We start from the raw sequence: 22,500 nt of genomic DNA, 5'->3' as shown, positions 1-22,500 counted from the left end.
GGTAGCATTTTTGTTAGATAGGTCTTGTTGACAATAACGGGCCTATTTTTCTTACCATAATTGGGTTAAACCTGTATACAGCTTGGATTCCGGGGCGCGTGTCACCCCCTCAGGTCGCAGATGTCTCATCTGCGATACATAGGAAGAAAGATTTTAGAACTTGTTTTGAACTGCTATAGCGTTTCTCAGTTGGGTAGAATCTATCGCGGTTTTGACGTTGGGGCTACGTTGGTAGGGACATGGCATTGCCATGTCCCTAAAGATAAAGATGTATCGCACGATAGGCTAATTTCTTAGCAATCTTAGACCACTTAGCGTCACGAGTACAGTAGATCCTTCATGACCAATCACGCCTAGAGGTAGAGTGATATTAGCCGTAAAGTTGGCGATTAACAGCAATACAATGGCACTAAGTGCAAAAACGATGTTTTGTTTGACAATTTTATCCGTACGCCGTCCTAAATTAATTGCTTGAGACAATTTTTCTAAACGGTCTGCCATTAAAACAATATCAGCTGTTTCTAAAGCTACATCGCTGCCAGCTGCTCCCATTGCAATTCCCACTGATGCTGTAGCAAGTGCGGGTGCATCGTTAATGCCATCTCCCACCATCGCCACGGTTTGATATTGCTGTTGCAGGCGGTGAATTACGGATACTTTATCTTCGGGAAGAAGTTCGGCATAAACTTGGTCTATTCCTAACTGTTGGGCAACGCTTTTGGCGGTGCGTTCGTTATCACCAGTCAGCATGATAATCTGTTCTATGCCTAGCTGTTTTAAGCGTTTTACTGTTGCAGCAGCAGCGGGACGTAGGGTATCAGCAATAGCAATGATTCCCAGAATTTGATTGTCAGCCGCTACCCAAACAACGGTTTTGCCTTCCGATTCTAAGCGATCGCATTCTTTAATCAAATCTTCGGCAAAGTCAGAATTTTCCGATTTCACAAAAGCAGCTTTACCTAGTTTTACCTGCTTTGTGTCCACTTCACCGATAATCCCAAAACCTGTTTGCGATCGCACGTTAGTAGCAGTTGGAACACTCAGATGATGATCTTGGGCGGTTTGGGCGATCGCATTTCCGATAGGATGTTCTGAAAATGCTTCTATCGCACCTGCTATTTGCAATACGCTACTTTCTGATTGTCCGGAAGCTGGGATAATTTCGACAACTTGCGGTTTACCTGTGGTGAGAGTGCCAGTTTTGTCAAAAGCGATCGCTCTGACTTTTCCCATTATCTCCAACTGGGTGCCACTTTTAAATAAAATACCTTGTCGCGCCCCGTTTGCCACTCCTGATAGCAATGTCGGCATAATCGCCGCCATCAATGCACAGGGAGAAGCTACCACCAGAAAAATCAACGCCCGATAAATTGTAGTTTCCCAATCCCAATTCAATAATACTCGCGGCAAAATTGCTAAAACTATCCCCACCAACACAATTACTTTCGCATATCCACGCTCAAAGCGTTCAATGAATAGCTGCGACGGAGGTGCTTCAGTTTGGGCTTGCTGTACTAAACGAATCACTCGTTGAATTAAACTACTTTCTGGGGGTTGATGCACTTTCAGGGTAATAGCGCCAGTCCCGTTAATTGTCCCGGCGAAGACTTCATCGCCAATAGCTTTCTCTACTGGTAATGACTCGCCTGTGATTGATGCTTCGTTGAGGTTACTTTCACCTTCGATGATGATGCTATCAGTGGGAATCAATTCTCCGGGTTTGACTAAGACGCGATCGCCCACTTTTAATTTATCTATGGAAACCTCATGTTCCTGACCGTTTAACATCACTCTGGCAGTATCCGGTGTCAAACTCATCAAACTGCGGATTGCCCGATTAGTTCTCTGCATAGCGTAGCCTTCCAGTGCGCCGCTGATGGCAAAAATCAAAATCAGCACCGCACCATCAACAAGCAGGTGATACTCCTGTCGCCAAAATCCCAGCCCCGCCGCCCCTAGCGCCGCCACAATCATTAGTAAATCGACATCGAGTTCTTTTTCTTCAAAAAGAGTCGTTAGTCCCTCCTTCGCGCTTTCGTAGCCGCCAATTACATAGGCTGCTGGCAGTAGAAATAAACTAAGTCCAACCCAGCTAAATTGCAGGCAAAGCCAACCCAGGAAGACGAGTAGACCGCACAAAGTAGCCGCTATAGCATCTGGATGTTCTTTGAGGAGTTGGTTGAAGTTTGGAGTGGTAAGGGAAGAAGTCATTGGGGTGCTAGAAATCGCCTTTCTAGACAACGGTAAACGTTGACACTAATGTAAATGTCAACTTATACGGGTGGGCATTGAGAAGGTAAAAGAAAAAAGCGCCCCAAAGAAAGGGACTAGCATGGCGATAATAAATACAGCAGGCGACGGCATTACCCGGATATTGAGACAAAATAAACAAAAAGAACAAAATAATGCTTTTATTTTCCCTTTTTGCTCTTATCCTTGGTATTGCCCACCCTACTTAGACTAAAGGCATGACAAGTAACCCCCTGACGATTAAAAATCTCATCAAGGCGGTAGGAGGTGGTCTTACTCCCAGGATGGTGAGGCATTATCACACTTTGGGGTTGTTGCCACCTGCTAAGCGATCGCATGGGAATTACCGACTCTACACCGATCACGATGTACAACACTTGCGGCGGATCGTGGCGTTGAAGCAACAAGGATTTCAGCTGTCCCACATCCAAAAGTTGTTGGCAACCGACAGCATGACGACGACAAATGACTCGCTGATGACTCAACTGCAACAGCAGTATCGGTCTGTGATGCAATATCTGGGAAGGTTGCGGCAAACAGCATCGGCGTTGGAAGGATTGTTAGGACGCGATCGCGAATGTCTTAATATCCAATTAGAAGCAATCGACCAACTGCGACAACTGGAAGTAGAAACGATCACCGGATTCGCGCAACTAGAAAAACTTTGGGACGGTTTGGATGCTGCGACACACACCCATCCAGAAGAATTTCAAGAATCGTTAGAACACCTGTTACCGGATTTGAGCGATCGCTCGGAAATTGAAGTAGATTTACTTAAGAAACTGGTGTTAGCCTGTGGCGATGTCAGTTTAGTGGATATTGTGCGATTGAGTGAGAATGCGGAGCGAAGCGCCCGCGGAAGCGCGATCGCAGCTGCTCGTGATGCCCTAAAAGCTGGTTGCCAAATCGTCGCTGATGTAAAACCAGTTTTTGCCAGCCTCGACCAAACCAGATTAGCGCATCTGGGCTGTGAGGTTGTCACCCTAATTGATGACCCCCACATTACCAGTGTCACCGAAGCAGAACACGAATTTTGGCAACATCTCCAATGGCGGGAACGATTGCAGCAGCTAAATCCTAACTGTGTTCTAGTAGTAGGTTATGCCCCATCAGTATTGATGGCAGCTTGCGAAGCAATTGAAAACGGTAAGCTGCAACCTGCCTTAATTATCGGGATGCCAATTGGCTTTAGTCACGCCCCATCTGCCAAACGCCGCTTAATGCGTTCCGGCGTTCCTTTCATAACCAGCGTTGGTACTTTAGGTGGGGGACTACTAGCAGCGATCGCCCTGAATGCCTTAGCCGAGTCCCTGATCGAGAAGCCAAACTGCCACTGTTATCTGGGCTGATGAACGAGACTGGAGACTCTTAAGTTGTAAGTTGCGACTGAGGATGGGAAACCCAACACAAAAGAAGCATTTGTTGGGTTTCGTTCCTACGCAGGGTTTAGATTTTTAGCGTTAACTGAACTTGGGACTCTTAAAACTCCACTAAAGTTGGGGATAGGGGTGAAGCACTAGGAGTAAAGACAATGGAGATATCTAGCATCCCCTAATCAACTTTATTGGATACCCAGATGGCATCTTCCCCTCGTCAGGATCGTGCAACCTCTCCATTTAAGCAACAGAAGTCCCCTGCTGGTCATAAGAAAAACAGAAGTTGGCTTCAAAAGATGCGATCGCCCAAAGAGACGGCCCCTGTGGGGGGTTCGCGTTTTTTCTTTTCCCTATGCTTGGGAATACTCTCCACAGCTTTGAGTGCAATTCCTGCTTTTGGTGCCGAAAGAATTGCCTTCTTTTACCCTCCCTTTGGCGAGTTCTATATTTCCATTAAAGACCTGGAAATTTTTGCCAAAGAAGGCAAAATCACCCCAGAATTTGCCTTTTATGCCAATCGTGTCAAACCACAACAACTCGCTGTATTGCGGGAGTTACTGCAAAGACGCCTTGATGTAGGCCCTATTACTATCTCTCAATTTACTTACACGCCGATTGGAGAACAAATATTGAGGCGTTTGGGGCAAGTCTTGAAAGCTGATTTCAACCAAAATGGTTTTTATGCCCTACGATCCGCCTTTATTCAGGCTGCTGCTGACCCAGAAGGCTTAACCCTCGTAAATATACTGCATCAGTTCCCGCTGCGTACCATCCGCCTAGACCTGCAACTAAGTCTCCAAGCAATTAGACAGGTGTCTTATTTATTCGGAAGGCGGGATTTAATCGTCAACAGCATTCAACAGCAGGCGGCAGATGAAGTAGCAACAACGACTTTAACATCTTTACCAGAGCCAGATTTACGGGTTTCAGGACAATTTAGGTGGCGAAAAGAAACCATCACCTTTAACAACCCAAATCGGGAACTTCCCGTTCCTGCCGATATTTACTTGCCTCAAGGACTCCAGAAAACTGCCCCTGTAATTGTCATCTCTCACGGTGTTGCCTCAGACCGCAATACCTTTGCTTATCTAGCTGAACATTTAGCATCTTGGGGCTTTGCAGTGGCACTGGTGGAGCATCCTGATACCAGTGCCGAAAAGTTTCAGCGATTCTTGACTGGTTTCGATACACCCCCGCAACCCACCACATTTATCAATCGCCCTTTGGATGTCAAATATTTACTTGATGAACTCCAGCAAAAATCTGAGTCTGACCCAGCTTGGAAAGGAAAGCTGAATGTGCAACAGGTAGGAGTAATTGGTCAATCGCTTGGCGGTTATACGGTTCTAGCTCTTGGGGGTGCTGCGCTCAACTTTGAAAAGCTGCGTCAGGTGTGCAATCAATCTGAACTGAACAATACATCTTTTAATTTGTCACTGCTGCTACAGTGTCGAAGCACCGATTTACCGCCCCAAAACTATAATTTGCAAGATGAACGGGTGAAAGCGGTGCTGGCAGTAAATCCCCTGAGTAGCACTATCTTTGGACAGGAGGGATTAAGTAAAATTCAAGTTCCCGTCATGCTGGTTGCAGGTGTTGAGGATTTATTTACGCCACCAGTACCGGAGCAGATTTTCCCTTTTACCTGGCTAACAACGCCCCAGAAATACTTGGTTATGGCCCAAAACGCCACTCACTTCTCTTATCTTGGCGGAAAAAAAGGGGTGTTGCCTGTCCCACCAGAATTGATTGGTTCAGATCCTGGCTTAGCTCGTCCCCAACTCAGGGCGCTCTCAACGGCTTTTTTTAAAACTCACCTGAGTAATCAGCCAGAATACCGTCCCTACCTGAGTCAGCCTTATGTCAATGCTATCAGCCAAAATCCATTTAACCTGACTCTGATCAAGTCTCTGACAGCAGCTCAGTTGGAACAAGCGATCGCTGGCTTCCGCTAGTTGTAGCTAGAAACCTAACAAAGGCTTAATATGGTTAAGTTTTTAAGGCAAACCTAACCCCCTAACCCCTTCCCTACAAGGGCAGGGGGAAGAACTGAAAGCCTCTTTCCTGAAAGGAGAGGGGTTGGGGAGAGGTTAACACCCTACGAAACGGAAGGTTGCATCTGGCAAAGCAATAAGCCAAACCACTGCTGTTGATCTGTCCAAACTTGCAGCGGTTTTAAACCTTGTGTTTGTAAATACTGCTGCATAGTTTTGAGATCGAATTTGCGGGAAATTTCGGTAAGAATTGTCTCGCCCCTGCTGAACTCAATCGTTAAGTCGAGAGCGCGAAGCTGGATAGTTTGCGATCGCTTACTCCTCAAGTGCATCTCAATTTGCTGCTGAGTTTCGTTATAAAACGCCCAGTGTTCAAACTCTGAGATGTCAAAATTGCCATCAAAGCGCCGATTCAAATGCTCCAGCATATTCAAATTAAACGCCGCCGTTACGCCACAGCTATCGTTATAGGCTGCATCCAACAAATGTTTAGGCTTGGCTAAGTCTATTCCTAGTAACAAATACTCGCCCGACTGGAGGGCATTTGTAATTTGGGAAAAGAAGCGATCGCATTCTTCGGGAGTCAAATTTCCCAATGTAGAGCCAATAAAACATATCATCCGGCTAGACAGCCCAGTTGGGGACAGTCGTGCCAATGCCAGTTCATAAGTGCTGCACTTAGCATGAACCTGAAGAGATGGATAGTCTACCAAAAGCTCTCTAGCACTGCTTTCCAAAATCCCCGCACTGACATCAATCGGCACATAACGCAGCCTCTCACCCATCTCCTGGTAAGCATTTAGCAGAATGCGGGTTTTCGTAGAACTACCGCTTCCCAGTTCCACCAGTTCACACTCACCCGTCATCTGGGCAATTTCCCCGGCATACTCTTGCAAAATCGCCGTTTCTGTGCGTGTTAGATAATATTCCGGCAACTCGCAGATTTGCTCAAACAGTTGTGAACCTTTGTCATCGTAGAAATAGCGTGGCGGCAGAGTTTTGGGAGTTTGAGTCAAGCCCTGAACAACATCGCCACCCGGATCGAGTTTATTTAGCTCTGATGGCGTGGGGCTAAGTAGATGCTCTATCTGCAAGCGTTTTTCAATAGTGTACTGGGAAGAAATTTTACTGCTTGCAGTTTTAGAAATTGACATTAAACCTCCGTTTGTGTGGGAGCGATCGCTCTTTAAAACAATTCACTACAACCGTCAGCTAGTGAAACACAAAGCTAGCTCCAATAAAAACCCGCCTTAGTTAGATGTTTCAAATTGATGCTTGTTTAGTGTCGATTCTTATCTTTGACGAACAGCTTAACCCTTAACCCACGTTAGTATCCGCCCTCACCCCCAACCTCCTCCTCCCCCTAGGAGAGAAGGGTTAGGAATGAGGATGAATTAACTCTTAGCACAGCGAAACCCAGACAAAATCTGACGCACGTCGGGATGATACCAGTTGCGGAAGCTACAACGCAAAGCCCAAGGACGAGTCGCCCAGCTGCCACCTCTCAACACCCGATGTCCATCAAAATAAGCCTGGGAATAACCAGCGTAAGGGTAACTTACAAACCCGTCGTAGCCATTGAACCAAGTGGATGTCCACTCCCAAACATTACCCAAAGCATCTTGCAAACCATAAGCACTTTGCCCAGATGGATAAGCGTCTACTGGTGTCGTTTGCCCCACAGCATTATCGTGATTGCATCGGTGGGCATCTAGTTCTTCCCCCCAAGAATAAGTGCGACGACAAAGGGCTGTTTCATCCCAACTAGCTGCTTTTTCCCACTCTGCCTCTGTTGGCAAACGCTTACCAACAAATCTGGCATAAGCTTCAGCTTCGTACCAGCTGACACCGCAAACAGGGTGATTATCCCAAGCTGAGTCTTCTGCCCAATATAGCGGCTGATTGACAGGATTCTCAGACAGCCATTTCCAGCCAGTATTACTCCACCAACAGGTTTCCCGATAGCCTCCCGCTTCGATGAACTCGCGATATTGCCCGCAGGTGACGGGGTAGCGGTCAATCCAGTAGGTGTCTAAATATACTTTGTGAACTGGTCTTTCATTATCCAGGGCATCGATAGATTCGTTACCCATCGCAAACTCACCCGCCGGGATTTCAATCATTTCAGATTGCTTGGGGGGTGGGTAGGATGCTCGCCCCTGATTAGGCAAGCCAGATGCCACAAGAGATCCCACTTGGGGCATTTGCCAGCGTTGCAATTGCAGCACAAAGCTCACCGTTTCGCTATGCTGGCTTTCATGCTGAATTAACCAGCGCCAGAGGCGTTCTTGCTCGTCTAATGGCGCTACTTTCAGGTAATCTAATACCTGTTCTCTTATGGTGTCCAGGTAGCTGCAAATTTCGGAAAGTGTTGGTAAATAAACCCGTTCTACTTTGGGTAAGCCATCAGCAGCAAATAAGCGTTGATATTCGGTGAACGCAGGCGGTTTCCTAGCACAACGATTAAGTAGCCAAAGAGACTCAGTGTAGCCAATGTGGCCGAGATGCCAACCGATGGGGCTGAAATCGGGATGAACTTGACGACAAAAGGTGTCGTGGTTTATACCTTCAAACAGCGCTAAAGTTCCGGTACGACAGCGCTGTAATCCCTGATAAATTGCCTCTCTACAAGAATTGATCGATTTGAACTTCAAGGTCTTCTCCCACGCTCAAAATGGAATTTTCTGGGAAACGAATCCAGTTGCTAGTAAACAACGGTTCAGAGGCAATAACTACTGCTTTTGGGAAGATAGGATCGTCGCGCAGCCAGTAGAGGGAGGGAGCGGGGGAAGTAGTAGCATAGCGAGTGGCGACCATGCGATGTCCGTCACTGACAATAATGTTGGCAGAAACTGATGTTTGATGAGCTTTGGCTAATTCAGTGATGGTGGTCAAGGTTTTGTAAACTGCTTGTTCCAAAGTCATACCAGGGGTAGATGCCAAGTGATTGAGCAGTAGAGCGAACATATGTTCAGAATCGGTTGTACCATCGATAGATTGGTAGATGCGATCGCTCAATTGATCCCTAATCGGTCTGTATAGCGTCTTGCGAAAGTCTTTGATGAAACCGTTATGAGTAAATAAAAGATTCTCCCCTCGAAACGGTTGGCAGTTACTCAAATCCACTGACTGACCAGTAGTAGCACTGCGAACGTTACCCATTACACAACCTGACTCAATATATCTACCGAGGTTGGTGAGATTGATATCATCCCAAATGGGCAGCAAATTTTTGTAAACAAAAGGTTCTGTCTCGCGTTGTGGGTGAAACCAGCCAATCCCATAGCCATCAGCACTGACAACGCCAGAGGTCATCTCGCGAGGTTGGTAGCTTTGAACAATCAGCGAGTGTTCTGGTTTGGACAAAAGGTAGTCCAAGATAATCGGTGCGCCAAGGTAGCCTAGTATACGGCACATAGAGAAAGCGATCGCTCCCAGCTTTTTTACAATCCTTAATCATTGTAGGCACGTCCTCTTAGGCTACGGCAGCAAAAAAAGGCAATAGGAGGGGAAGGGGACTAGGGACTAGGGACTAGGGACTAGGGACTAGGGACTTTTTCCTCTTCCCCATTCCAATTCCCCAATTCCCAATTCCCAATCCCCAATCCCCAATCCCCAATCCCCAATCCCATGAATCCCAACTTAATTTTGCCAGTCGGAACACAGGTAGTAACTCGCGTCGATATTCAAGATGAGGCGGTGCATACTCGCGGCAGTGTCGGCGTTATCATTAAATCCCCTCAAGACAACTCCCACGCCTATCGCGTCGAGTTTCCCGATGGAAGCGTTGCATCCCTGCGCCGAAGTGAACTGACCATCCGTAAAGACTGGCAAAAAGAAGGTTTGCAACCAGCAGCCTACTTATCTGATTTCGACCTTTACGATTATGTAATTTACCGCTGTATCGTCGGTTCTAAAGCTTACGGTCTAGATGATGCCAACTCCGACATTGACCGACGTGGCATATACTTACCACCAGCCGATATGCACTGGTCGCTCTACGGTCTCCCGGAGCAGTTGGACAACAAAGACACCGAGGAATGCTACTGGGAACTCCAGAAATTTCTGACACTCGCACTCAAAGCAAACCCGAACGTCTTAGAGTGCCTATACACCCCACTGGTAGAAAAGGCGATGCCCCTGGTTGAGGAATTACTGGCAATTCGGTCTATTTTTCTCTCTCAGTTAGTTTATCAGACATATAACGGATATGTGATGTCTCAGTTCAAAAAACTTGAACAAGACATCCGCACCAAAGGCGACATCAAATGGAAACACGCCATGCACCTAATTCGCCTCTTGTTATCCGGTATCGAGGTGCTGAAAGAAGGTTTTGTCCCGGTGCACGTCGAAGAACATCGGCAACAGTTGATGTCTATTCGCTATGGTGAAGTTCCTTGGGAAGAAGTCAACGCTTGGCGTTTAAGCTTGCACAAGCAGTTTGATGATGCTTTTGCCGTGACATCTCTGCCAGAACGTCCAGATTATGAAAAAGCTAATGCTTTTTTAATCAAGGCGCGTAGAAGCATGGTTTAGATTTTAAACCCTAAAAAGACAAAGAATTTCGAGAGGAATTTGAAAGGAGATTAATTTAATGTCTAATGCAATGATGGTGATTTTCCCCTATCGTGAGTACACTTGGGTATTTGATGATGAGCGAGTTGGACTTGTACGGGAGCCATTTGTCAGTGGCATTCCGGAAATGATTGATATGCTCGTTAAAGACATTCCCAATGCTGAGAAAGGTTTCAAACTTTTGTTTTCTGGAAACCCTTTCCCCGGATATCAAGCAGAATTAACTTTTTTGAGACAAGAATATAATGGCAACTGGTATCGCTGGGAGTCGAATAACATGGAAGGATGGCTATGTCCGGCTTTGTTTAAATACTTCAGCGAAGCGCCGATGAAACTTTATTGCAAAGCAGAGAAACTTGGTTCCTGAGTAGTTTTCTCGTTACCAGACGTAAGGTGGGAGGCTATGCTTACCCTTCAAATAAATTATGGCGACAATCCAGCAACTACTCCCGGTAATTTCTGACCAACCCTACCCGCTTTTATTTGCCACAATCAGCGGCGCACATCTCTATGGTTTCCCGTCGCCTGATTCTGATTACGACTTACGCGGTTCGCACATTCTGCCAGTATCAGAGGTTGTTGGCTTAGATACTGGACGGGAAACTATTGAAGTCTCAGAATTACGCGACAATCTAGAAATTGACCTGGTAACTCACGATGTGAAAAAGTTCTTTTCGCTATTACTCAAAAAAAATGGCTATGTTTTAGAACAGCTATATTCGCCTTTAATCCTGTACACTACGCCAGAACACGAGGAATTGAAAGACATTGCCAAAGGCTGCATCAGTCGCCATCATAGCCATCATTATTTAGGCTTTGCTCAGACACAATGGAAACTTTTTGCCAAAGAAGAACGGCGGCGAGTTAAACCCCTGCTTTATGTTTATCGAGTGTTATTAACTGGCATTCATCTGATGCAAACGGGTATAATCGAAGCCAATTTAGTGCAGTTGAATGAATTATTCAAATTGCCTTACATTCCTGACTTGATTGAGCGGAAGTTAGCAGGAGCAGAAAAATCTGTTTTGGAAGATGCTGATATGGCATTTCATCTGAGCGAATATGAAAGATTGTTAGGTGAATTAGACAAGGCGAGTCAAAGCAGTACCCTACCGGAATCACCTTCTGCCAAGCCTGCGCTAAATGACTTGCTGGTAAGGGTACGATTAGCCTCTTTTACAAACAAGTTAGGGTAGGTTTAGTTGAGGAACCTTACCTAAAAAATACTTGTGGGCGTTGGGTTTCGCTACCGCTCAAACCAACCTAAAATTAATAGGTATAATTATAATTCAAGAGGCAAATTTTTAATTAAATCTTCGCGGTTATTACTACTCTTTAGAGATTTAATAACATTTGTATTTGCTTTGGCATAAATAGTTGGGTAATCTCTTTCGCCTAGTTCTTCCCTCACAGGATATGCAAGCATTTCTGTATCAATACTAAATTCTGCTGTTACTCCTTCTTTATTACCACGGGCATCTACTCTAATCCATTTATTTAAACTTTTCAAATAAATTGCGTTCAAACCATGTAAGCTGAACCACGGTTTATCAGTGTCATCTACAATAAGCTTTTGATAGCAAAGTCCCGTGGGGATTCCTAAATATCGTAAGATAGCAGCTAGTAGATGTGATTTTGCATAGCAAATACCTTGTTTGTATTTCAAGACATCGGAAGCATTGCAGGTGACGGTATCGCTGTTTATATCGAATGAATGGGATATTTCATCTCGAACATATTCATATATTGTTTTAGCTAAAGGAATATCATCATTTTCATCAATATTGGCAGATAACTTTTTGGCGATATTTTGTATGCTTTCTATGTTATAGTCGATGACTTCTGATGGTGCTAGATATTCTTTGAGGTTATTAACTTCAGGTATTAATTTCATTGGATTTATAATAATTTTATTTGGCAAGTCCACCATATTTGATCCCCCAACCCCTTTGAAAATGGGGGCTCAGGCAAAGTCGTGGATTGTGTTAATTATTTAAAACTGAGGGCGGCGACAAACAGGCAACCCCAGCCTACAATAAATGCTACTCCTCCTAGTGGAGTAATTGCTCCCAGCCATTTGACACCTGTAAGACTCAAAGCATACAAACTACCAGAGAACAACGCCACGCCGACGATGAAGGCATATCCAGCCGCCACCAGGCTTGATTGTGCTGCTTCGGCACGACTTAATAATAATGCTACCAGTAACAGCGCCAAAGCGTGATACATCTGATAACGAGCGCCAGTTTCAAAAATTTCTGTCGCCCTTTCAGTTAGTTTTTCTCTTAAAGCATGGGCAGCGAAAGCACCAAAGGCGACAGATGTGGCGCCGAGGATGGCGGCTATACTCAAAAAAATCCGCGTCATTTTCTCAGGCGAGTCCTAAGAGTAGTTCTCTTCAATTTTAAATCCTAAAGATTGAATCGATAGGAAATTGCTCCCTCTGAATTAACATCAAAATCGGCATCGAACTCTTTCGCTTTTTCATCCAAATACTGCTTGGCTTCTTTCCCTGATAGCTGCGCCTCTGCTGCAAAGCGCAATGTTGTAATGGTGCCGTCGCCGTCTTGGATGAGCTGATAAAAGATAGACTGGAGGCGATCGCGTGTTTCTTTGGAGTGTTGTTTTTGCAATCCCCTTACCAGCCATCCTCCCAAAGCTACTGCGGGTAGCCCTAAAACTAAACCTCCTAAAGCAGCCTCTCTATCTTCCTGCTTATCCTCCGGGCTAGCATCCTGATTTGGCATCGTAAAAACGATTAACGGGACTAATAGAACCAGACCGCCAAAGGTAAGTAGTAAACCCGCAGATAGTTTCTTAATCAGCTTCATAGGGCAGTTGATATATTTAAGACTGCCGCGATCTTAACCTCAGTTTCGAGTAGCTTCCAGTAGGCGGGAAAAATAAAAGCGAGTCTTAGTCATTGCTTTGCGCTGAATCACAAAACCGTTACTTTCCAGAATCTTCACGACATCAGCTTCGCGGTGCAGGTAAGCGCGAGTTGCTTTGCTGGGGCCTGGGAAGAAACTGCCGATTTTCTTAAGCAAACTGAGGGCTAAAGTTTTCGGTGCAAAGCTGAGAATTATCCGAGATTCTGCGATAGAACACAGATGAGAAATCATCTCGGCGGCTTTGTCTTGGGGATAGTGAATTAACACATCCAGACAAATCACGGTGTGATATTTGCCGCTCAATGTTTCCAAATCCTGCACTGTGAAGGTAGGATTGCTATTGTTGCCTAAAAGTGCTTCGGCTCTTTCTTTAGCTTCTCCTACCATTTTTTCGGAGATGTCGCTGGCGTAGAGTTTAGCACCAGCTTGGGCGAGGGGAATGCTGAGGCTACCAACGCCACATCCCGCATCGCAAATGGAGAGAGTTGCTAAATTGCCATCGTCTGTCAGCCAGCTGATGACAGTATCAACTGTCTGCTGATGTCCTTCACGGATGTCTAGTTGGACTTTATTAACTTCGCCGTCGCCGTAAATGCGCCGCCACCGATCGAATCCGGTGGAGTTGAAGTAGTCTTTTACTATCGTTTTGTCGTCTGCTGCGTTCATGAAATTGGTTTTTGTTTAACTGTTCCCAACGCTCTAAGTTACCATTCTCCGAGGACAGTGGGAAATGGAACCGCATAAGCGAAGGCGACAGCCGTTAGACAACGAAGGACAAGAGAGGAAGAGAGGAAGAGTTTTGTAGGCTGCAAATCAGCAGTGTAAAATGAACCACAGAGGCACAGAGAACGCAGAGGAAGAGATGAGTCGGTAGCCCTATCAAAGCCTCTCCCCGTTGACGGGGCGGAGTTGTAATCGTTTCCATGTGAGTTCACCGGATTCATCTAAATGCCATCGCAGCAGTCGATTGACGGATTGGCTGAGGTAGGGGCTGGGTTGATTGTTTTTTTGGCGATCGCGTTTTGATGGTTCTTTAAGCAACCCTATGGCGCGACGGGGTGCTATGGTTGCTAGAGCGATCGCATCCTCTATTTGACACCCCCACTTGACTAAATTCTGCACTCCCACCAACAGCGGTAATGTTGTCCCGGAAAGGGTGCCATCTGGTAGTCTTGCTGTACCATTTTTTACTTCTATTTGCCGAGTATCCCACGGGTAAATGCCGTCCGGTAGTCCCAATGGTGATAATGCGTCGCTAACTAAAAATATGCCTTTTTCGTAGTTGCTGGCGCATAGCAGCATCTTGATCATTGTCGGGGAGACGTGCTGACCATCGGCAATTAAACCACACATTACGTCAGGATGGACGATTGCTGCTCCGAGTAATCCGGGTTCTCGGTGATGTAAACTGGGCATGGCGTTGAAGGCATGAGTCACCATTGTTGCACCCGTGTTAAAGGCACGTTGCGCTTGTGTTTCTGTAGCTTGGGAGTGTCCGAGACTGATGGTAATGCCAAGCGATCGCAAATACTCTATTGCTTCCCCAGTTTCATCTAATTCTGGTGCCAAGGTGATTACTTTGACAATACTGGTGTAATCCCCTAAGATTCGCTTCACGTTGTTAATTGTTAGGGGCAATAAATACTCTGCTGGGTGTGCGCCGCGCTTTTGGTAATTCAGAAATGGCCCTTCTAGATGAACTCCCAAAATCTGGGCGCTGGTTTTATCGTTCTGCTGGGCGGAGGCATCAGCGAAAATGGATAGCGATCGCTGTATATTCTCTACTGATGTCGTGACTATCGTGGGCAAAAATCCATCTACTCCCTGTTCCCACAATAATTGAGAAATTTCGGGTATTTTATGGCTATTTTCTAAACTAACCTCTGGGAAGGCTAAGCCTAGCGCCCCGTTAATCTGCAAATCCACACCTCCCAGAGAAAGCCACTCGCCTCCTACATCTAAGAGTCTATCTGGCGATCGCATTCCTTTTTCAAAGACGCGCATCGGTGAGATTTTCTCAATTGTGCCTTGTGTAACGGAAATTTCCTGTAATCCTTGATATCCAGGCAGTCTAACGTTGATAATATTCACAATTCGATTATCCCAAATCTAAAATCGCATGACTCAACCCCTAGTTGGTATTATCATGGGCAGCGATTCCGATTTGCCCACTATGCAAGACGCGATCGCAGTCTGTGAAGAATTCAGCGTAAACTGCGAGGTAGCGATCGTCAGCGCCCACCGCACCCCTGAACGGATGGTAGAATATGCCCAACACGCCCACCAACGCGGCATTAAAGTTATTATCGCTGGTGCTGGTGGTGCTGCCCATCTGCCGGGAATGGTTGCTGCTTTAACACCCTTACCTGTGATTGGAGTGCCAGTAACTAGCCGTCATTTGCAGGGTGTCGATTCTCTCTATTCCATCGTGCAAATGCCAGGGGGAATTCCCGTCGCCACTGTCGCTATTGGCAATGCGAAAAATGCTGGTTTATTGGCTGTGCAAATATTAGCTTCCCACCAGCCAGAATTACTAGAACGAGTCCAGCAGTATCGCCAAAATTTAGCCCAATCTGTTATGGAAAAGCAAGGGCGGTTAGAGGAACTGGGCTACAAGCAGTATTTAGAGGAAATGCTTTAATAGGAATTCTGATGCCAGGATTGTGAAACCCTTGCCGATAGAAAGTTTTATAAATTTAAGCGTTGCACGATTCAAAAAAAATCGTACAACATTTTTGTGCGGCAATCAGAAGATTATTAAAACTTTTTACCCAATTGGTTCTCTATAAAAATTTACACTCAATGAGTGAAAAATACTGTAATGTTTTATTCTAAAATTTGTTCATCCCCCTAAAGATATATTTTAGCTACAGGCTACAACTGCCTGTGGCTAGGACTTTGGGAAAATCCTTTTTTGGTCAACTCTCTAAAGTCTGACATAAGTATTTGTATTCTATTATACAGAATTTGTAATGAAGAAAATACAAAATCTAATGACTTAAAAGGCAAAAATACAATTTTTCCAAACGCCAATAGCGTCTTGAATCCCTGTAGGGTTGTTTCTACAAATAGGTCATTTACCGCTTCAGAGGGCTAAATTTACCCCGATTGCGAAACTGTTGGATGTGTTTTAAGCGGCAAGGAAACTGCACTGATGATCTCTAGACTAAAGATAAAAAAGAAGAAGTCGAGGACTAAAAGTAAGCGACTTTCTTCAAATGGCCTACCATACTCCCCTCGGAGCGCCATGATGTGGAAGCAGCTACAGACTGCTGTTAAGAGGTTAACTCCGAGTTGGCAAGCTTGCATTCCTATAGCCACAATCATTGTGATGCTGTGGGGTTACTCGGCAGTTGCTCAAGATGCTCCGGTAGCCGCTGGCCCGACAACAGCGGAGCTAAAGGTAGCATTGGATACTTTGTGGGTAGCGATCGCTGCCTTCCTAGTGTTCTTTATGAACGCTGGTTTTTGTATGTTAGAAACTGGCTTTTGCCGCCAGAAAAACGCCGTCAACGTTCTTGCCAAGAACTTGATCGTGTTTGCTTTGGCTACCGTTGCTTTTTGGGCGATTGGTTTTGGCTTGATGTTCGGAGATGGTAACCCCTTCATTGGACTCAATGGATTTTTCTTAGGCGGAGCCGATAACAGTCCCGCCACAAACGATGCCTATCAAGGCGTCTTTAGCTCTCTCAAATGGGCTGGCGTCCCTTTAGCTGCTAAGTTTTTGTTCCAGCTAGTATTTGCTGGAACCGCCGCCACAATTGTTTCTGGAGCAGTTGCGGAACGGATTAAGTTTGTTGACTTCTTAATCTTCAGCCTCATACTCGTAGGTATTATCTACCCAATCACCGGACACTGGATTTGGGGTGGTGGCTGGCTGGCTACGAGAGGTTTCTGGGATTTTGCTGGATCAACTGTAATTCACTCGGTTGGTGGTTGGGCAGCTTTGATGGGAGCTGCATTCTTGGGGCCACGCCTAGGAAAATATCAAGACGGGCAGAGTGTTGCTTTCCCAGGTCACAACCTGAGCATTGCCACCTTGGGCTGTTTAATTCTCTGGTTGGGCTGGTTTGGTTTCAACCCAGGCTCCACAATGGCTGCCGATCCCAATGCCATTACCCACATTGCCTTGACAACCAACATGGGAGCAGCTGCGGGTGGAATCGCCGCTACAGCTACAGCTTGGTTGTACCTGGGTAAGCCGGATCTTTCAATGATTATCAATGGCATCTTGGCTGGCTTGGTGGCAGTTACAGCCCCCTGTGCTTTCATCAGTATTGGTAGTGCTTTGATCATTGGTTTGATTGCCGGAGTTGTGGTAGTTTTCGCTGTCACCTTCTTTGACAAGCAGAAGATTGATGACCCAGTGGGTGCTACTTCAGTTCACCTTGTCTGTGGTATTTGGGGTAGTTTGGCAGTGGGTCTATTCAGTGTCGGCCCTGGTGTCTACTCCTGGTACGGCGAAGGTCTTGGCCCAGCGAAAGGGTTACTGTTGGGCGGTGGCCCTGGACAGTTCATCACTCAGCTGATTGGCGTTGTTTCAGTAGGCGGCATGACAGTTCTACTGAGTACAATCTTGTGGATGGTGCTTAAGGCAACCCTTGGTATCCGAGTTACCCCTGAAGAGGAGTTTGAAGGCTTGGATATCGGCGAACACGGTATGGAAGCCTACAGCGGATTTGCCAAGGAAGCAGGTGCAGGTGGTTTTGCTGAGACTGGTAAGCACGGTGGAATGCCAAATTCACCGGGAGAGTATGTCAAGTAAAGGCAAAGGGTAAAAATATAAGGTAAAAGGCAAAAGAAAAAATTCTTTTGCCTTTTTCTTTTTCTGAAGTGATCGCGTATATTATGGCCCTGGCATCTTCATCATTCTCAAAATCCTAGATGGTACAGTCGGTCTGCGACCCAAACCAGAAGACTAAATGCAAGGGATAGCTATCACCAAACCTGATTCAGAGGAATTCCCAGGGGATGAGTTTTACCAGTGAGTGAAACTAAACAAATTTATTGCTGATAGCCTTTAAAATCAAATTCAAACTCTGCTGAATTTGAGAAGTGTGTCTACTCGCTCCAAAACCTTGATTCCGGCTTGGGCTTTCATCTCCCTGGCTACTAATGGGCTGCTAATGCTAACAACGATCCTGTTGCTGAATCGGGATCGGTGGCTACCAGCCAGATTTCAATCTAGCGATTCTACATCGCAGATGCAAACCCCCCCGGATCTCTCTACCAGCCTGATGAGTAAAACCCTTGCTCCCCAACCAACCTTAGGACAACGCCACCAGTTGTCTTATCAACAGTGGGTGGCTTTGCTGGGGCGAGAAGCTGAGGTAATAGCAGCAAACAAACCGCCAAATTTAACCGTCCTAGCTGGGGATTCCCTCAGTTTATGGTTTCCTCCTGAGCTATTGCCAAGCGATGCTCCTTCGGGGACTAGGCGCGATCGCACTTGGCTAAATCAGGGAATTTCTGGCGATACTTCGGCTGGGTTGCTCAACCGATTATATGTATTTGACCAAACTGAACCGAGTACGATTTTTGTAATGATTGGCATTAACGATCTGCTTCGGGGAGGGAAAGACCAGACAATTTTGGCGAATCAGCGACGGATTATCCGCTATCTGCGGCGAGTTCATCCCCAAGCCGAGATTGTGATTCAGTCGATTTTGCCTCACAGTGGAGCTAGGTCAACCTTTCGCGCACGCGATCGCTTGTCTGAAGTCCCCAACAGTCGCATCCGCAAGATTAACCAACAACTAGAAGCGATCGCACGTTTGGAAGGTGCCAATTATCTCAACCTGTATCCCCTCTTTAGCAATTCTCAAGGCGATTTGCAACTCGATTTGACTACCGATGGCTTACACCTGAATTCCCAAGGCTATTTAGTCTGGCGTTCGGCGCTTGTGCTGTTCATGGGGCTGCAACTAGAACCCGCCAATGCCAAAATCAATTAAAATTCTCCTTCCTCTCCTTCGTCTCGTTCTCATCCTCAGTCTGGGAACGAGGAAGCGAGAGTAATTTACCTTTCCCTAGGCATCCAGGCAATTTATGATCTACAAGGAGACAAGAGAGAACACACAGGAAACGGCTAAATGGATACAAAAGCCTTCAAACGGTCATTAAACAGTTCTGAGAACTACCATCGCAAGGGCTTTGGTCATCAAGAGGAAGTCGCCGGAGTCCTCCAATCAGAATATCAAAGCAATTTAATTCAGCAAATTCGGGAAAACAACTACACCCTGAAACGCGGTAATGTCACCATCCGGTTAGCACAGTCGTTTGGTTTTTGCTGGGGTGTGGAACGCGCCGTAGCAATGGCTTATGAAACCCGTCGTCACTTCCCCAGCGAGCGAATTTGGATTACTAACGAAATTATTCACAACCCTTCTGTAAATAAGCGCTTGCAGGAAATGCAAGTCGGGTTTATCGCCTTGGAGGAAGGGAAAAAAGATTTTTCTGTAGTCGATACTGGTGATGTGGTGATTTTACCAGCCTTTGGTGCCAGCGTTCAGGAAATGCAACTGCTCAACGATAAGGGTTGCACAATTGTTGATACAACTTGCCCTTGGGTTTCCAAAGTCTGGAATACTGTCGAGAAACACAAGAAAAAAGCTTACACTTCCATCATCCACGGCAAATACAACCACGAAGAGACAGTCGCCACCAGTTCTTTTGCTGATAAGTACCTGGTAGTGCTAAATATGGCACAAGCTGAGTATGTCGCTAACTATATTCTCAACGGGGGCGATCGCAATGAGTTTATGGTGAAATTCAACCGCGCTTATTCGGCTGGCTTTGACCCGGACAAAGACTTAGAGCAAATTGGCATTGCTAACCAGACGACGATGCTCAAGAGCGAAACCGAACAAATCGGTAAACTATTTGAGCGGACAATGATGCAAAAGTATGGCCCAACCAATCTTTCGGAGCATTTCCAAAGCTTTAACACTATCTGCGATGCTACTCAAGAGCGCCAAGATGCGATGTTTGAGCTAGTAGATGAAAAGCTGGATTTAATGGTGGTAATTGGCGGTTTCAATTCTTCCAATACCACACATTTGCAAGAAATAGCCATTGAGAGGGGCATTCCGTCTTATCATATCGACAGCGCCGAACGAATTGGCCCAGGCGATCGCGTGGAGCATAAGCCGCTGCATGGCGATTTGGAAGTAAAGGAGAATTGGCTACCCGCTGGCTCAATTGTAGTGGGAATTACTTCTGGAGCCTCAACTCCCGATAAGGTTGTGGAGGACGTAATCGAGAAAATTTTTGAGTCGAAGGCTGTGGCGCTGGTTTAAAAGCTAGGGTGGGCTTCCACCCTACAAAATTTTAACTATCTCTCCTTACCATCGGAGACGGGGAAAGCATCATTAAACTGCTGCTGGTCGTAATGGTAAAGAGTGCGGATAGGGTAAGGAATGTTAATGTCAGCGCGATCGCAAGCTGCTTTCAGCGCGATCATTACTTTTGTTCTGGTGCGGCGCACCTCTATCTTTTGCGGTAATGTCCAATAGCGCACTACCAGGTTAATTGAGCTATCACCAAAGCCGACACCATCCACTTCTGGCGCTGGTTTTGGCAAAACTCCCTCGACTTCAGACACAGCTTTCTGGAGGGTAGCGATCGCGTGGGGGATTGGCGTATTGTAATCTACCCCTATCTCCAAGTCAGTCCGGCGGTGAGTCATAGCAGTTAGCACCTGCACCGGAGAAGTGAATACGATCGCGTTTGGCAGTACCACTCGCTCTCCCTGATAAGTCATAATTTGGGTAGAGCGAATCGAAATTTCTTCAATAGTACCCTCGAAACCCTCTACAATCACCTGATCGCCCAACCGAAAAGGCTCCTGCAACAGCAGCAGCACTCCCGCCAGGAAATTTTTGAAAATATCTTGAAAGGCGAAGCCAAACGCCACAGAACCCAGACCCAGCAATCCAATGATGTCACCCAGTCGCAAGTCTGGAAAGGCAACAACACAGGCAAAGAGAACTCCCCCCACCCAGGTTCCGACAAAACAAGTCTGCATTAGCAGCACTCGCAGGGATGGGTTTTTCAGCGCCCGCCTGCCAATCCTAGCGACCATCTGTCGCACCAGATTGGCTCCGTAACGGGTTAAAAAGAGGATCGCGATCGCCAGAAGAATTCCCGGTAGCGCCTCAATGGTATAACCCATCATGTTTAACAGGCTCTGTTGAATTTCTTTGAGCAGAGCAGTCATAGGCGCGTTAAATCGATCATCTCAACTCTGGAGAACAATATCAGAAGATACAGGGAAAGCTGTTTTTTCTTTAGTTATTTTGGCGTCAAGGCGTTTCTGGAAATCATCAAAAATGCTTAGCCCGCGCAGGCGGGCTTGATTTCTGTAAGTGCCCATCAACGGCTAATGTGAGTTTTAGTCTTCGTGATCTTCAAACGGATCGCTCAATTCCTTGGCAGGAGGGCCAAAAGAGGTATAAATTGAAAGTCCAGTAATGGCGACGACAAAAGCACAGATACTAATGCTAAGAACTGTTGCGGGTTCCATAGGTTGAATAATTTATGAGAGCTTATCTTATACAATATTACAAAACGTTAAAAATTTCAGTCGAGATTGGTCGCTAGTAATCTATGGCACAACGCACTTGGTTAGGAGATAGACTCAAACCCCTGAACTCCGAATATGGAAAAGTCGCTCCCGGTTGGGGTACGACTGGATTGATGGGTGTTTTCATGGCGCTATTTTTCGTCTTTTTGCTGATTATTTTGCAAATTTACAACTCCACGCTCTTGATTGATGGTGTGGATGTGGATTGGAAAAGCCTAGGCGGTTGATAAACTGCTACAAGGCTCTGAGCCTTGGGGCTTTGCTTAACGCCGTGAGTGAAGAACACGCGAGTTTTCCCGGCTATGCCGGGTTTTTTTTGTCAGGAAAGCAGGAAAAAACCTATGAATGTATTTGGCATTGGCCTGCCGGAAATGGCGCTGATAATGGTTGTGGCTCTTTTGATATTCGGCCCCAAGAAGTTGCCAGAAGTTGGTCGCAGCCTGGGTAAGGCGATTCGAGGGTTTCAGGAAGCATCCAGAGAGTTTGAGGGCGAGTTTAAGCGGGAAGCAGAAAATTTAGAACAAGTAGTAAAAACCCTTCCCTCGTCTGAAAGTGAGAAAGTGGCAGATGTGAATTCTGAGAATCATGCCACAAGCTCGTCTCAACAAGGATAAATATTCTATCTAGTTTCTATTCAGATGCTGGAAAGTAGGTAAAGGGGGCGATCGCGCCAGAAGCGATCGCTTCTTTGCTCCTGTATGCCTAAATTCAATTAATTAGGGCGTGCTGAATAACGAGAAAAAAGCGGCGCTAATTAGGTTGGTGAGCGCTGCTTAGCTGGTCAAATGCCAGAAAAACCGGTAAAATCGCTCAAAACCCGTGCATCCCCC

General features: G+C 46.1%; 22 protein-coding genes. 11 read left to right on the top strand and 11 right to left on the bottom strand.

Going from position 1 to position 22,500, the window contains the following annotated elements:
* Positions 1 to 285: 285 nt before the first annotated feature.
* Positions 286 to 2,211, bottom strand: a complete 1,926-nt coding sequence (locus NDI42_RS25795) for a heavy metal translocating P-type ATPase (protein ID WP_190451981.1) — start codon at positions 2,209 to 2,211, stop codon at positions 286 to 288.
* Between the two features lie 257 nt (positions 2,212 to 2,468).
* On the opposite strand from NDI42_RS25795, the gene NDI42_RS25790 reads away from it, so the two are divergent.
* Positions 2,469 to 3,599 (top strand): precorrin-8X methylmutase, encoded by a 1,131-nt coding sequence (locus NDI42_RS25790; protein WP_190451979.1) that lies wholly within the window; start codon positions 2,469 to 2,471, stop codon positions 3,597 to 3,599.
* 227 nt (positions 3,600 to 3,826) lie between these two features.
* A complete protein-coding gene (locus tag NDI42_RS25785) occupies positions 3,827 to 5,581 on the top strand; it encodes an alpha/beta hydrolase (protein ID WP_199311011.1) in 1,755 nt (584 codons plus the stop codon).
* Positions 5,582 to 5,724: 143 nt separating this feature from the next.
* Here the strand turns inward: NDI42_RS25785 and egtD are convergent, their stop codons facing one another.
* The 3 genes from egtD to egtC all read right to left on the bottom strand — a co-directional run bounded on the left by egtD (position 5,725) and on the right by egtC (position 9,037).
* Entirely contained in the window at positions 5,725 to 6,774 is a 1,050-nt protein-coding gene (gene egtD, locus NDI42_RS25780; RefSeq protein WP_190451977.1) for an L-histidine N(alpha)-methyltransferase, read from the bottom strand.
* Positions 6,775 to 7,014: 240 nt separating this feature from the next.
* Positions 7,015 to 8,274 carry an ergothioneine biosynthesis protein EgtB gene (egtB, locus tag NDI42_RS25775; protein ID WP_190451975.1) on the bottom strand — a complete coding sequence of 420 codons (1,260 nt, stop codon included), beginning with the start codon at positions 8,272 to 8,274 and terminating at the stop codon, positions 7,015 to 7,017.
* On the bottom strand, positions 8,246 to 9,037 hold the full coding sequence (gene egtC / locus NDI42_RS25770; protein ID WP_190451973.1) for an ergothioneine biosynthesis protein EgtC: 792 nt from the start codon (positions 9,035 to 9,037) through the stop codon (positions 8,246 to 8,248). The genes egtB and egtC overlap by 29 nt, the downstream gene beginning before the upstream one ends.
* A gap of 213 nt (positions 9,038 to 9,250) precedes the next feature.
* On the opposite strand from egtC, the gene NDI42_RS25765 reads away from it, so the two are divergent.
* Genes NDI42_RS25765 through NDI42_RS25755 form a run of 3 tightly spaced genes read left to right on the top strand, consistent with a single transcriptional unit; the run spans position 9,251 to position 11,391 of the window.
* Positions 9,251 to 10,156: a nucleotidyltransferase domain-containing protein gene (locus NDI42_RS25765; RefSeq protein WP_190451971.1), complete on the top strand. Its 906-nt coding sequence runs from the start codon at positions 9,251 to 9,253 to the stop codon at positions 10,154 to 10,156.
* Between the two features lie 58 nt (positions 10,157 to 10,214).
* Positions 10,215 to 10,562, top strand: a complete 348-nt coding sequence (locus tag NDI42_RS25760) for a DUF6717 family protein (protein WP_190451970.1) — start codon at positions 10,215 to 10,217, stop codon at positions 10,560 to 10,562.
* Positions 10,563 to 10,620: 58 nt separating this feature from the next.
* Positions 10,621 to 11,391: a nucleotidyltransferase domain-containing protein gene (locus NDI42_RS25755; RefSeq protein WP_190451968.1), complete on the top strand. Its 771-nt coding sequence runs from the start codon at positions 10,621 to 10,623 to the stop codon at positions 11,389 to 11,391.
* Between the two features lie 86 nt (positions 11,392 to 11,477).
* Here the strand turns inward: NDI42_RS25755 and NDI42_RS25750 are convergent, their stop codons facing one another.
* From NDI42_RS25750 to nagA, 5 genes are all read right to left on the bottom strand, one after another.
* A complete protein-coding gene (locus NDI42_RS25750) occupies positions 11,478 to 12,125 on the bottom strand; it encodes a transglutaminase-like domain-containing protein (RefSeq protein ID WP_199311010.1) in 648 nt (215 codons plus the stop codon).
* A gap of 59 nt (positions 12,126 to 12,184) precedes the next feature.
* Positions 12,185 to 12,562 (bottom strand): DUF423 domain-containing protein, encoded by a 378-nt coding sequence (locus NDI42_RS25745; protein ID WP_190451967.1) that lies wholly within the window; start codon positions 12,560 to 12,562, stop codon positions 12,185 to 12,187.
* A 44-nt stretch (positions 12,563 to 12,606) separates the two neighbouring features.
* A complete protein-coding gene (locus NDI42_RS25740) occupies positions 12,607 to 13,026 on the bottom strand; it encodes a CREC-EF hand family protein (RefSeq protein WP_190451964.1) in 420 nt (139 codons plus the stop codon).
* A 39-nt stretch (positions 13,027 to 13,065) separates the two neighbouring features.
* Positions 13,066 to 13,752: a magnesium protoporphyrin IX methyltransferase gene (bchM, locus tag NDI42_RS25735; RefSeq protein ID WP_190451962.1), complete on the bottom strand. Its 687-nt coding sequence runs from the start codon at positions 13,750 to 13,752 to the stop codon at positions 13,066 to 13,068.
* Positions 13,753 to 13,965: 213 nt separating this feature from the next.
* Complete coding sequence (gene nagA / locus NDI42_RS25730) at positions 13,966 to 15,177, bottom strand: N-acetylglucosamine-6-phosphate deacetylase (RefSeq protein WP_313930737.1); 1,212 nt, start codon at positions 15,175 to 15,177, stop codon at positions 13,966 to 13,968.
* A 28-nt stretch (positions 15,178 to 15,205) separates the two neighbouring features.
* Between nagA and purE the strand changes: the two genes are divergently transcribed.
* The 4 genes from purE (at position 15,206) to NDI42_RS25710 (ending at position 20,384) form a co-directional block, all read left to right on the top strand.
* Positions 15,206 to 15,727, top strand: a complete 522-nt coding sequence (purE, locus tag NDI42_RS25725; protein WP_190451961.1) for a 5-(carboxyamino)imidazole ribonucleotide mutase — start codon at positions 15,206 to 15,208, stop codon at positions 15,725 to 15,727.
* 606 nt (positions 15,728 to 16,333) lie between these two features.
* Complete coding sequence (locus NDI42_RS25720) at positions 16,334 to 17,851, top strand: ammonium transporter (RefSeq protein WP_277876798.1); 1,518 nt, start codon at positions 16,334 to 16,336, stop codon at positions 17,849 to 17,851.
* Positions 17,852 to 18,143: 292 nt separating this feature from the next.
* Entirely contained in the window at positions 18,144 to 19,040 is an 897-nt protein-coding gene (locus NDI42_RS25715; protein WP_190451956.1) for a GDSL-type esterase/lipase family protein, read from the top strand.
* Between the two features lie 138 nt (positions 19,041 to 19,178).
* Positions 19,179 to 20,384 (top strand): 4-hydroxy-3-methylbut-2-enyl diphosphate reductase, encoded by a 1,206-nt coding sequence (locus tag NDI42_RS25710; RefSeq protein WP_190451954.1) that lies wholly within the window; start codon positions 19,179 to 19,181, stop codon positions 20,382 to 20,384.
* Between the two features lie 35 nt (positions 20,385 to 20,419).
* Here the strand turns inward: NDI42_RS25710 and NDI42_RS25705 are convergent, their stop codons facing one another.
* Both NDI42_RS25705 and psbN read right to left on the bottom strand, forming a co-directional pair.
* Positions 20,420 to 21,304, bottom strand: a complete 885-nt coding sequence (locus tag NDI42_RS25705) for a mechanosensitive ion channel family protein (RefSeq protein WP_190451952.1) — start codon at positions 21,302 to 21,304, stop codon at positions 20,420 to 20,422.
* A 174-nt stretch (positions 21,305 to 21,478) separates the two neighbouring features.
* Positions 21,479 to 21,610 (bottom strand): photosystem II reaction center protein PsbN, encoded by a 132-nt coding sequence (gene psbN, locus NDI42_RS25700; RefSeq protein WP_190420022.1) that lies wholly within the window; start codon positions 21,608 to 21,610, stop codon positions 21,479 to 21,481.
* Between the two features lie 83 nt (positions 21,611 to 21,693).
* On the opposite strand from psbN, the gene psbH reads away from it, so the two are divergent.
* Entirely contained in the window at positions 21,694 to 21,897 is a 204-nt protein-coding gene (gene psbH / locus NDI42_RS25695) for a photosystem II reaction center phosphoprotein PsbH (RefSeq protein ID WP_190420020.1), read from the top strand.
* A 114-nt stretch (positions 21,898 to 22,011) separates the two neighbouring features.
* Complete coding sequence (locus NDI42_RS25690; protein ID WP_190451950.1) at positions 22,012 to 22,284, top strand: TatA/E family twin arginine-targeting protein translocase; 273 nt, start codon at positions 22,012 to 22,014, stop codon at positions 22,282 to 22,284.
* The last annotated feature ends 216 nt before the right edge of the window (positions 22,285 to 22,500 follow it).

This window comes from Funiculus sociatus GB2-C1, from assembly GCF_039962115.1.
Taxonomy (GTDB): Bacteria; Cyanobacteriota; Cyanobacteriia; order Cyanobacteriales; family FACHB-T130; genus Funiculus; species Funiculus sociatus.
The sequence above is the reverse complement of the archived record's forward strand: the minus strand, read 5'-3'. Positions and strand labels throughout refer to the sequence as shown.

What these genes read in the sequence shown, in the direction of transcription:
- NDI42_RS25760 (WP_190451970.1), top strand. Translation starts at nt 10,215, where the DNA reads ATGTCTAATGCAATGATGGTGATTTTCCCCTATCGTGAGTACACTTGG.
- NDI42_RS25720 (WP_277876798.1), top strand. Translation starts at nt 16,334, where the DNA reads ATGATGTGGAAGCAGCTACAGACTGCTGTTAAGAGGTTAACTCCGAGT.
- NDI42_RS25765 (WP_190451971.1), top strand. Translation starts at nt 9,251, where the DNA reads ATGAATCCCAACTTAATTTTGCCAGTCGGAACACAGGTAGTAACTCGC.
- NDI42_RS25750 (WP_199311010.1), bottom strand. Translation starts at nt 12,125, where the DNA reads ATGGTGGACTTGCCAAATAAAATTATTATAAATCCAATGAAATTAATA.
- psbN (WP_190420022.1), bottom strand. Translation starts at nt 21,610, where the DNA reads ATGGAACCCGCAACAGTTCTTAGCATTAGTATCTGTGCTTTTGTCGTC.
- NDI42_RS25705 (WP_190451952.1), bottom strand. Translation starts at nt 21,304, where the DNA reads ATGACTGCTCTGCTCAAAGAAATTCAACAGAGCCTGTTAAACATGATG.
- NDI42_RS25710 (WP_190451954.1), top strand. Translation starts at nt 19,179, where the DNA reads ATGGATACAAAAGCCTTCAAACGGTCATTAAACAGTTCTGAGAACTAC.
- NDI42_RS25690 (WP_190451950.1), top strand. Translation starts at nt 22,012, where the DNA reads ATGAATGTATTTGGCATTGGCCTGCCGGAAATGGCGCTGATAATGGTT.
- egtD (WP_190451977.1), bottom strand. Translation starts at nt 6,774, where the DNA reads ATGTCAATTTCTAAAACTGCAAGCAGTAAAATTTCTTCCCAGTACACT.
- NDI42_RS25745 (WP_190451967.1), bottom strand. Translation starts at nt 12,562, where the DNA reads ATGACGCGGATTTTTTTGAGTATAGCCGCCATCCTCGGCGCCACATCT.
- NDI42_RS25755 (WP_190451968.1), top strand. Translation starts at nt 10,621, where the DNA reads ATGGCGACAATCCAGCAACTACTCCCGGTAATTTCTGACCAACCCTAC.
- NDI42_RS25790 (WP_190451979.1), top strand. Translation starts at nt 2,469, where the DNA reads ATGACAAGTAACCCCCTGACGATTAAAAATCTCATCAAGGCGGTAGGA.
- psbH (WP_190420020.1), top strand. Translation starts at nt 21,694, where the DNA reads ATGGCACAACGCACTTGGTTAGGAGATAGACTCAAACCCCTGAACTCC.
- bchM (WP_190451962.1), bottom strand. Translation starts at nt 13,752, where the DNA reads ATGAACGCAGCAGACGACAAAACGATAGTAAAAGACTACTTCAACTCC.
- NDI42_RS25740 (WP_190451964.1), bottom strand. Translation starts at nt 13,026, where the DNA reads ATGAAGCTGATTAAGAAACTATCTGCGGGTTTACTACTTACCTTTGGC.
- NDI42_RS25795 (WP_190451981.1), bottom strand. Translation starts at nt 2,211, where the DNA reads ATGACTTCTTCCCTTACCACTCCAAACTTCAACCAACTCCTCAAAGAA.
- egtC (WP_190451973.1), bottom strand. Translation starts at nt 9,037, where the DNA reads ATGTGCCGTATACTAGGCTACCTTGGCGCACCGATTATCTTGGACTAC.
- purE (WP_190451961.1), top strand. Translation starts at nt 15,206, where the DNA reads ATGACTCAACCCCTAGTTGGTATTATCATGGGCAGCGATTCCGATTTG.
- NDI42_RS25785 (WP_199311011.1), top strand. Translation starts at nt 3,827, where the DNA reads ATGGCATCTTCCCCTCGTCAGGATCGTGCAACCTCTCCATTTAAGCAA.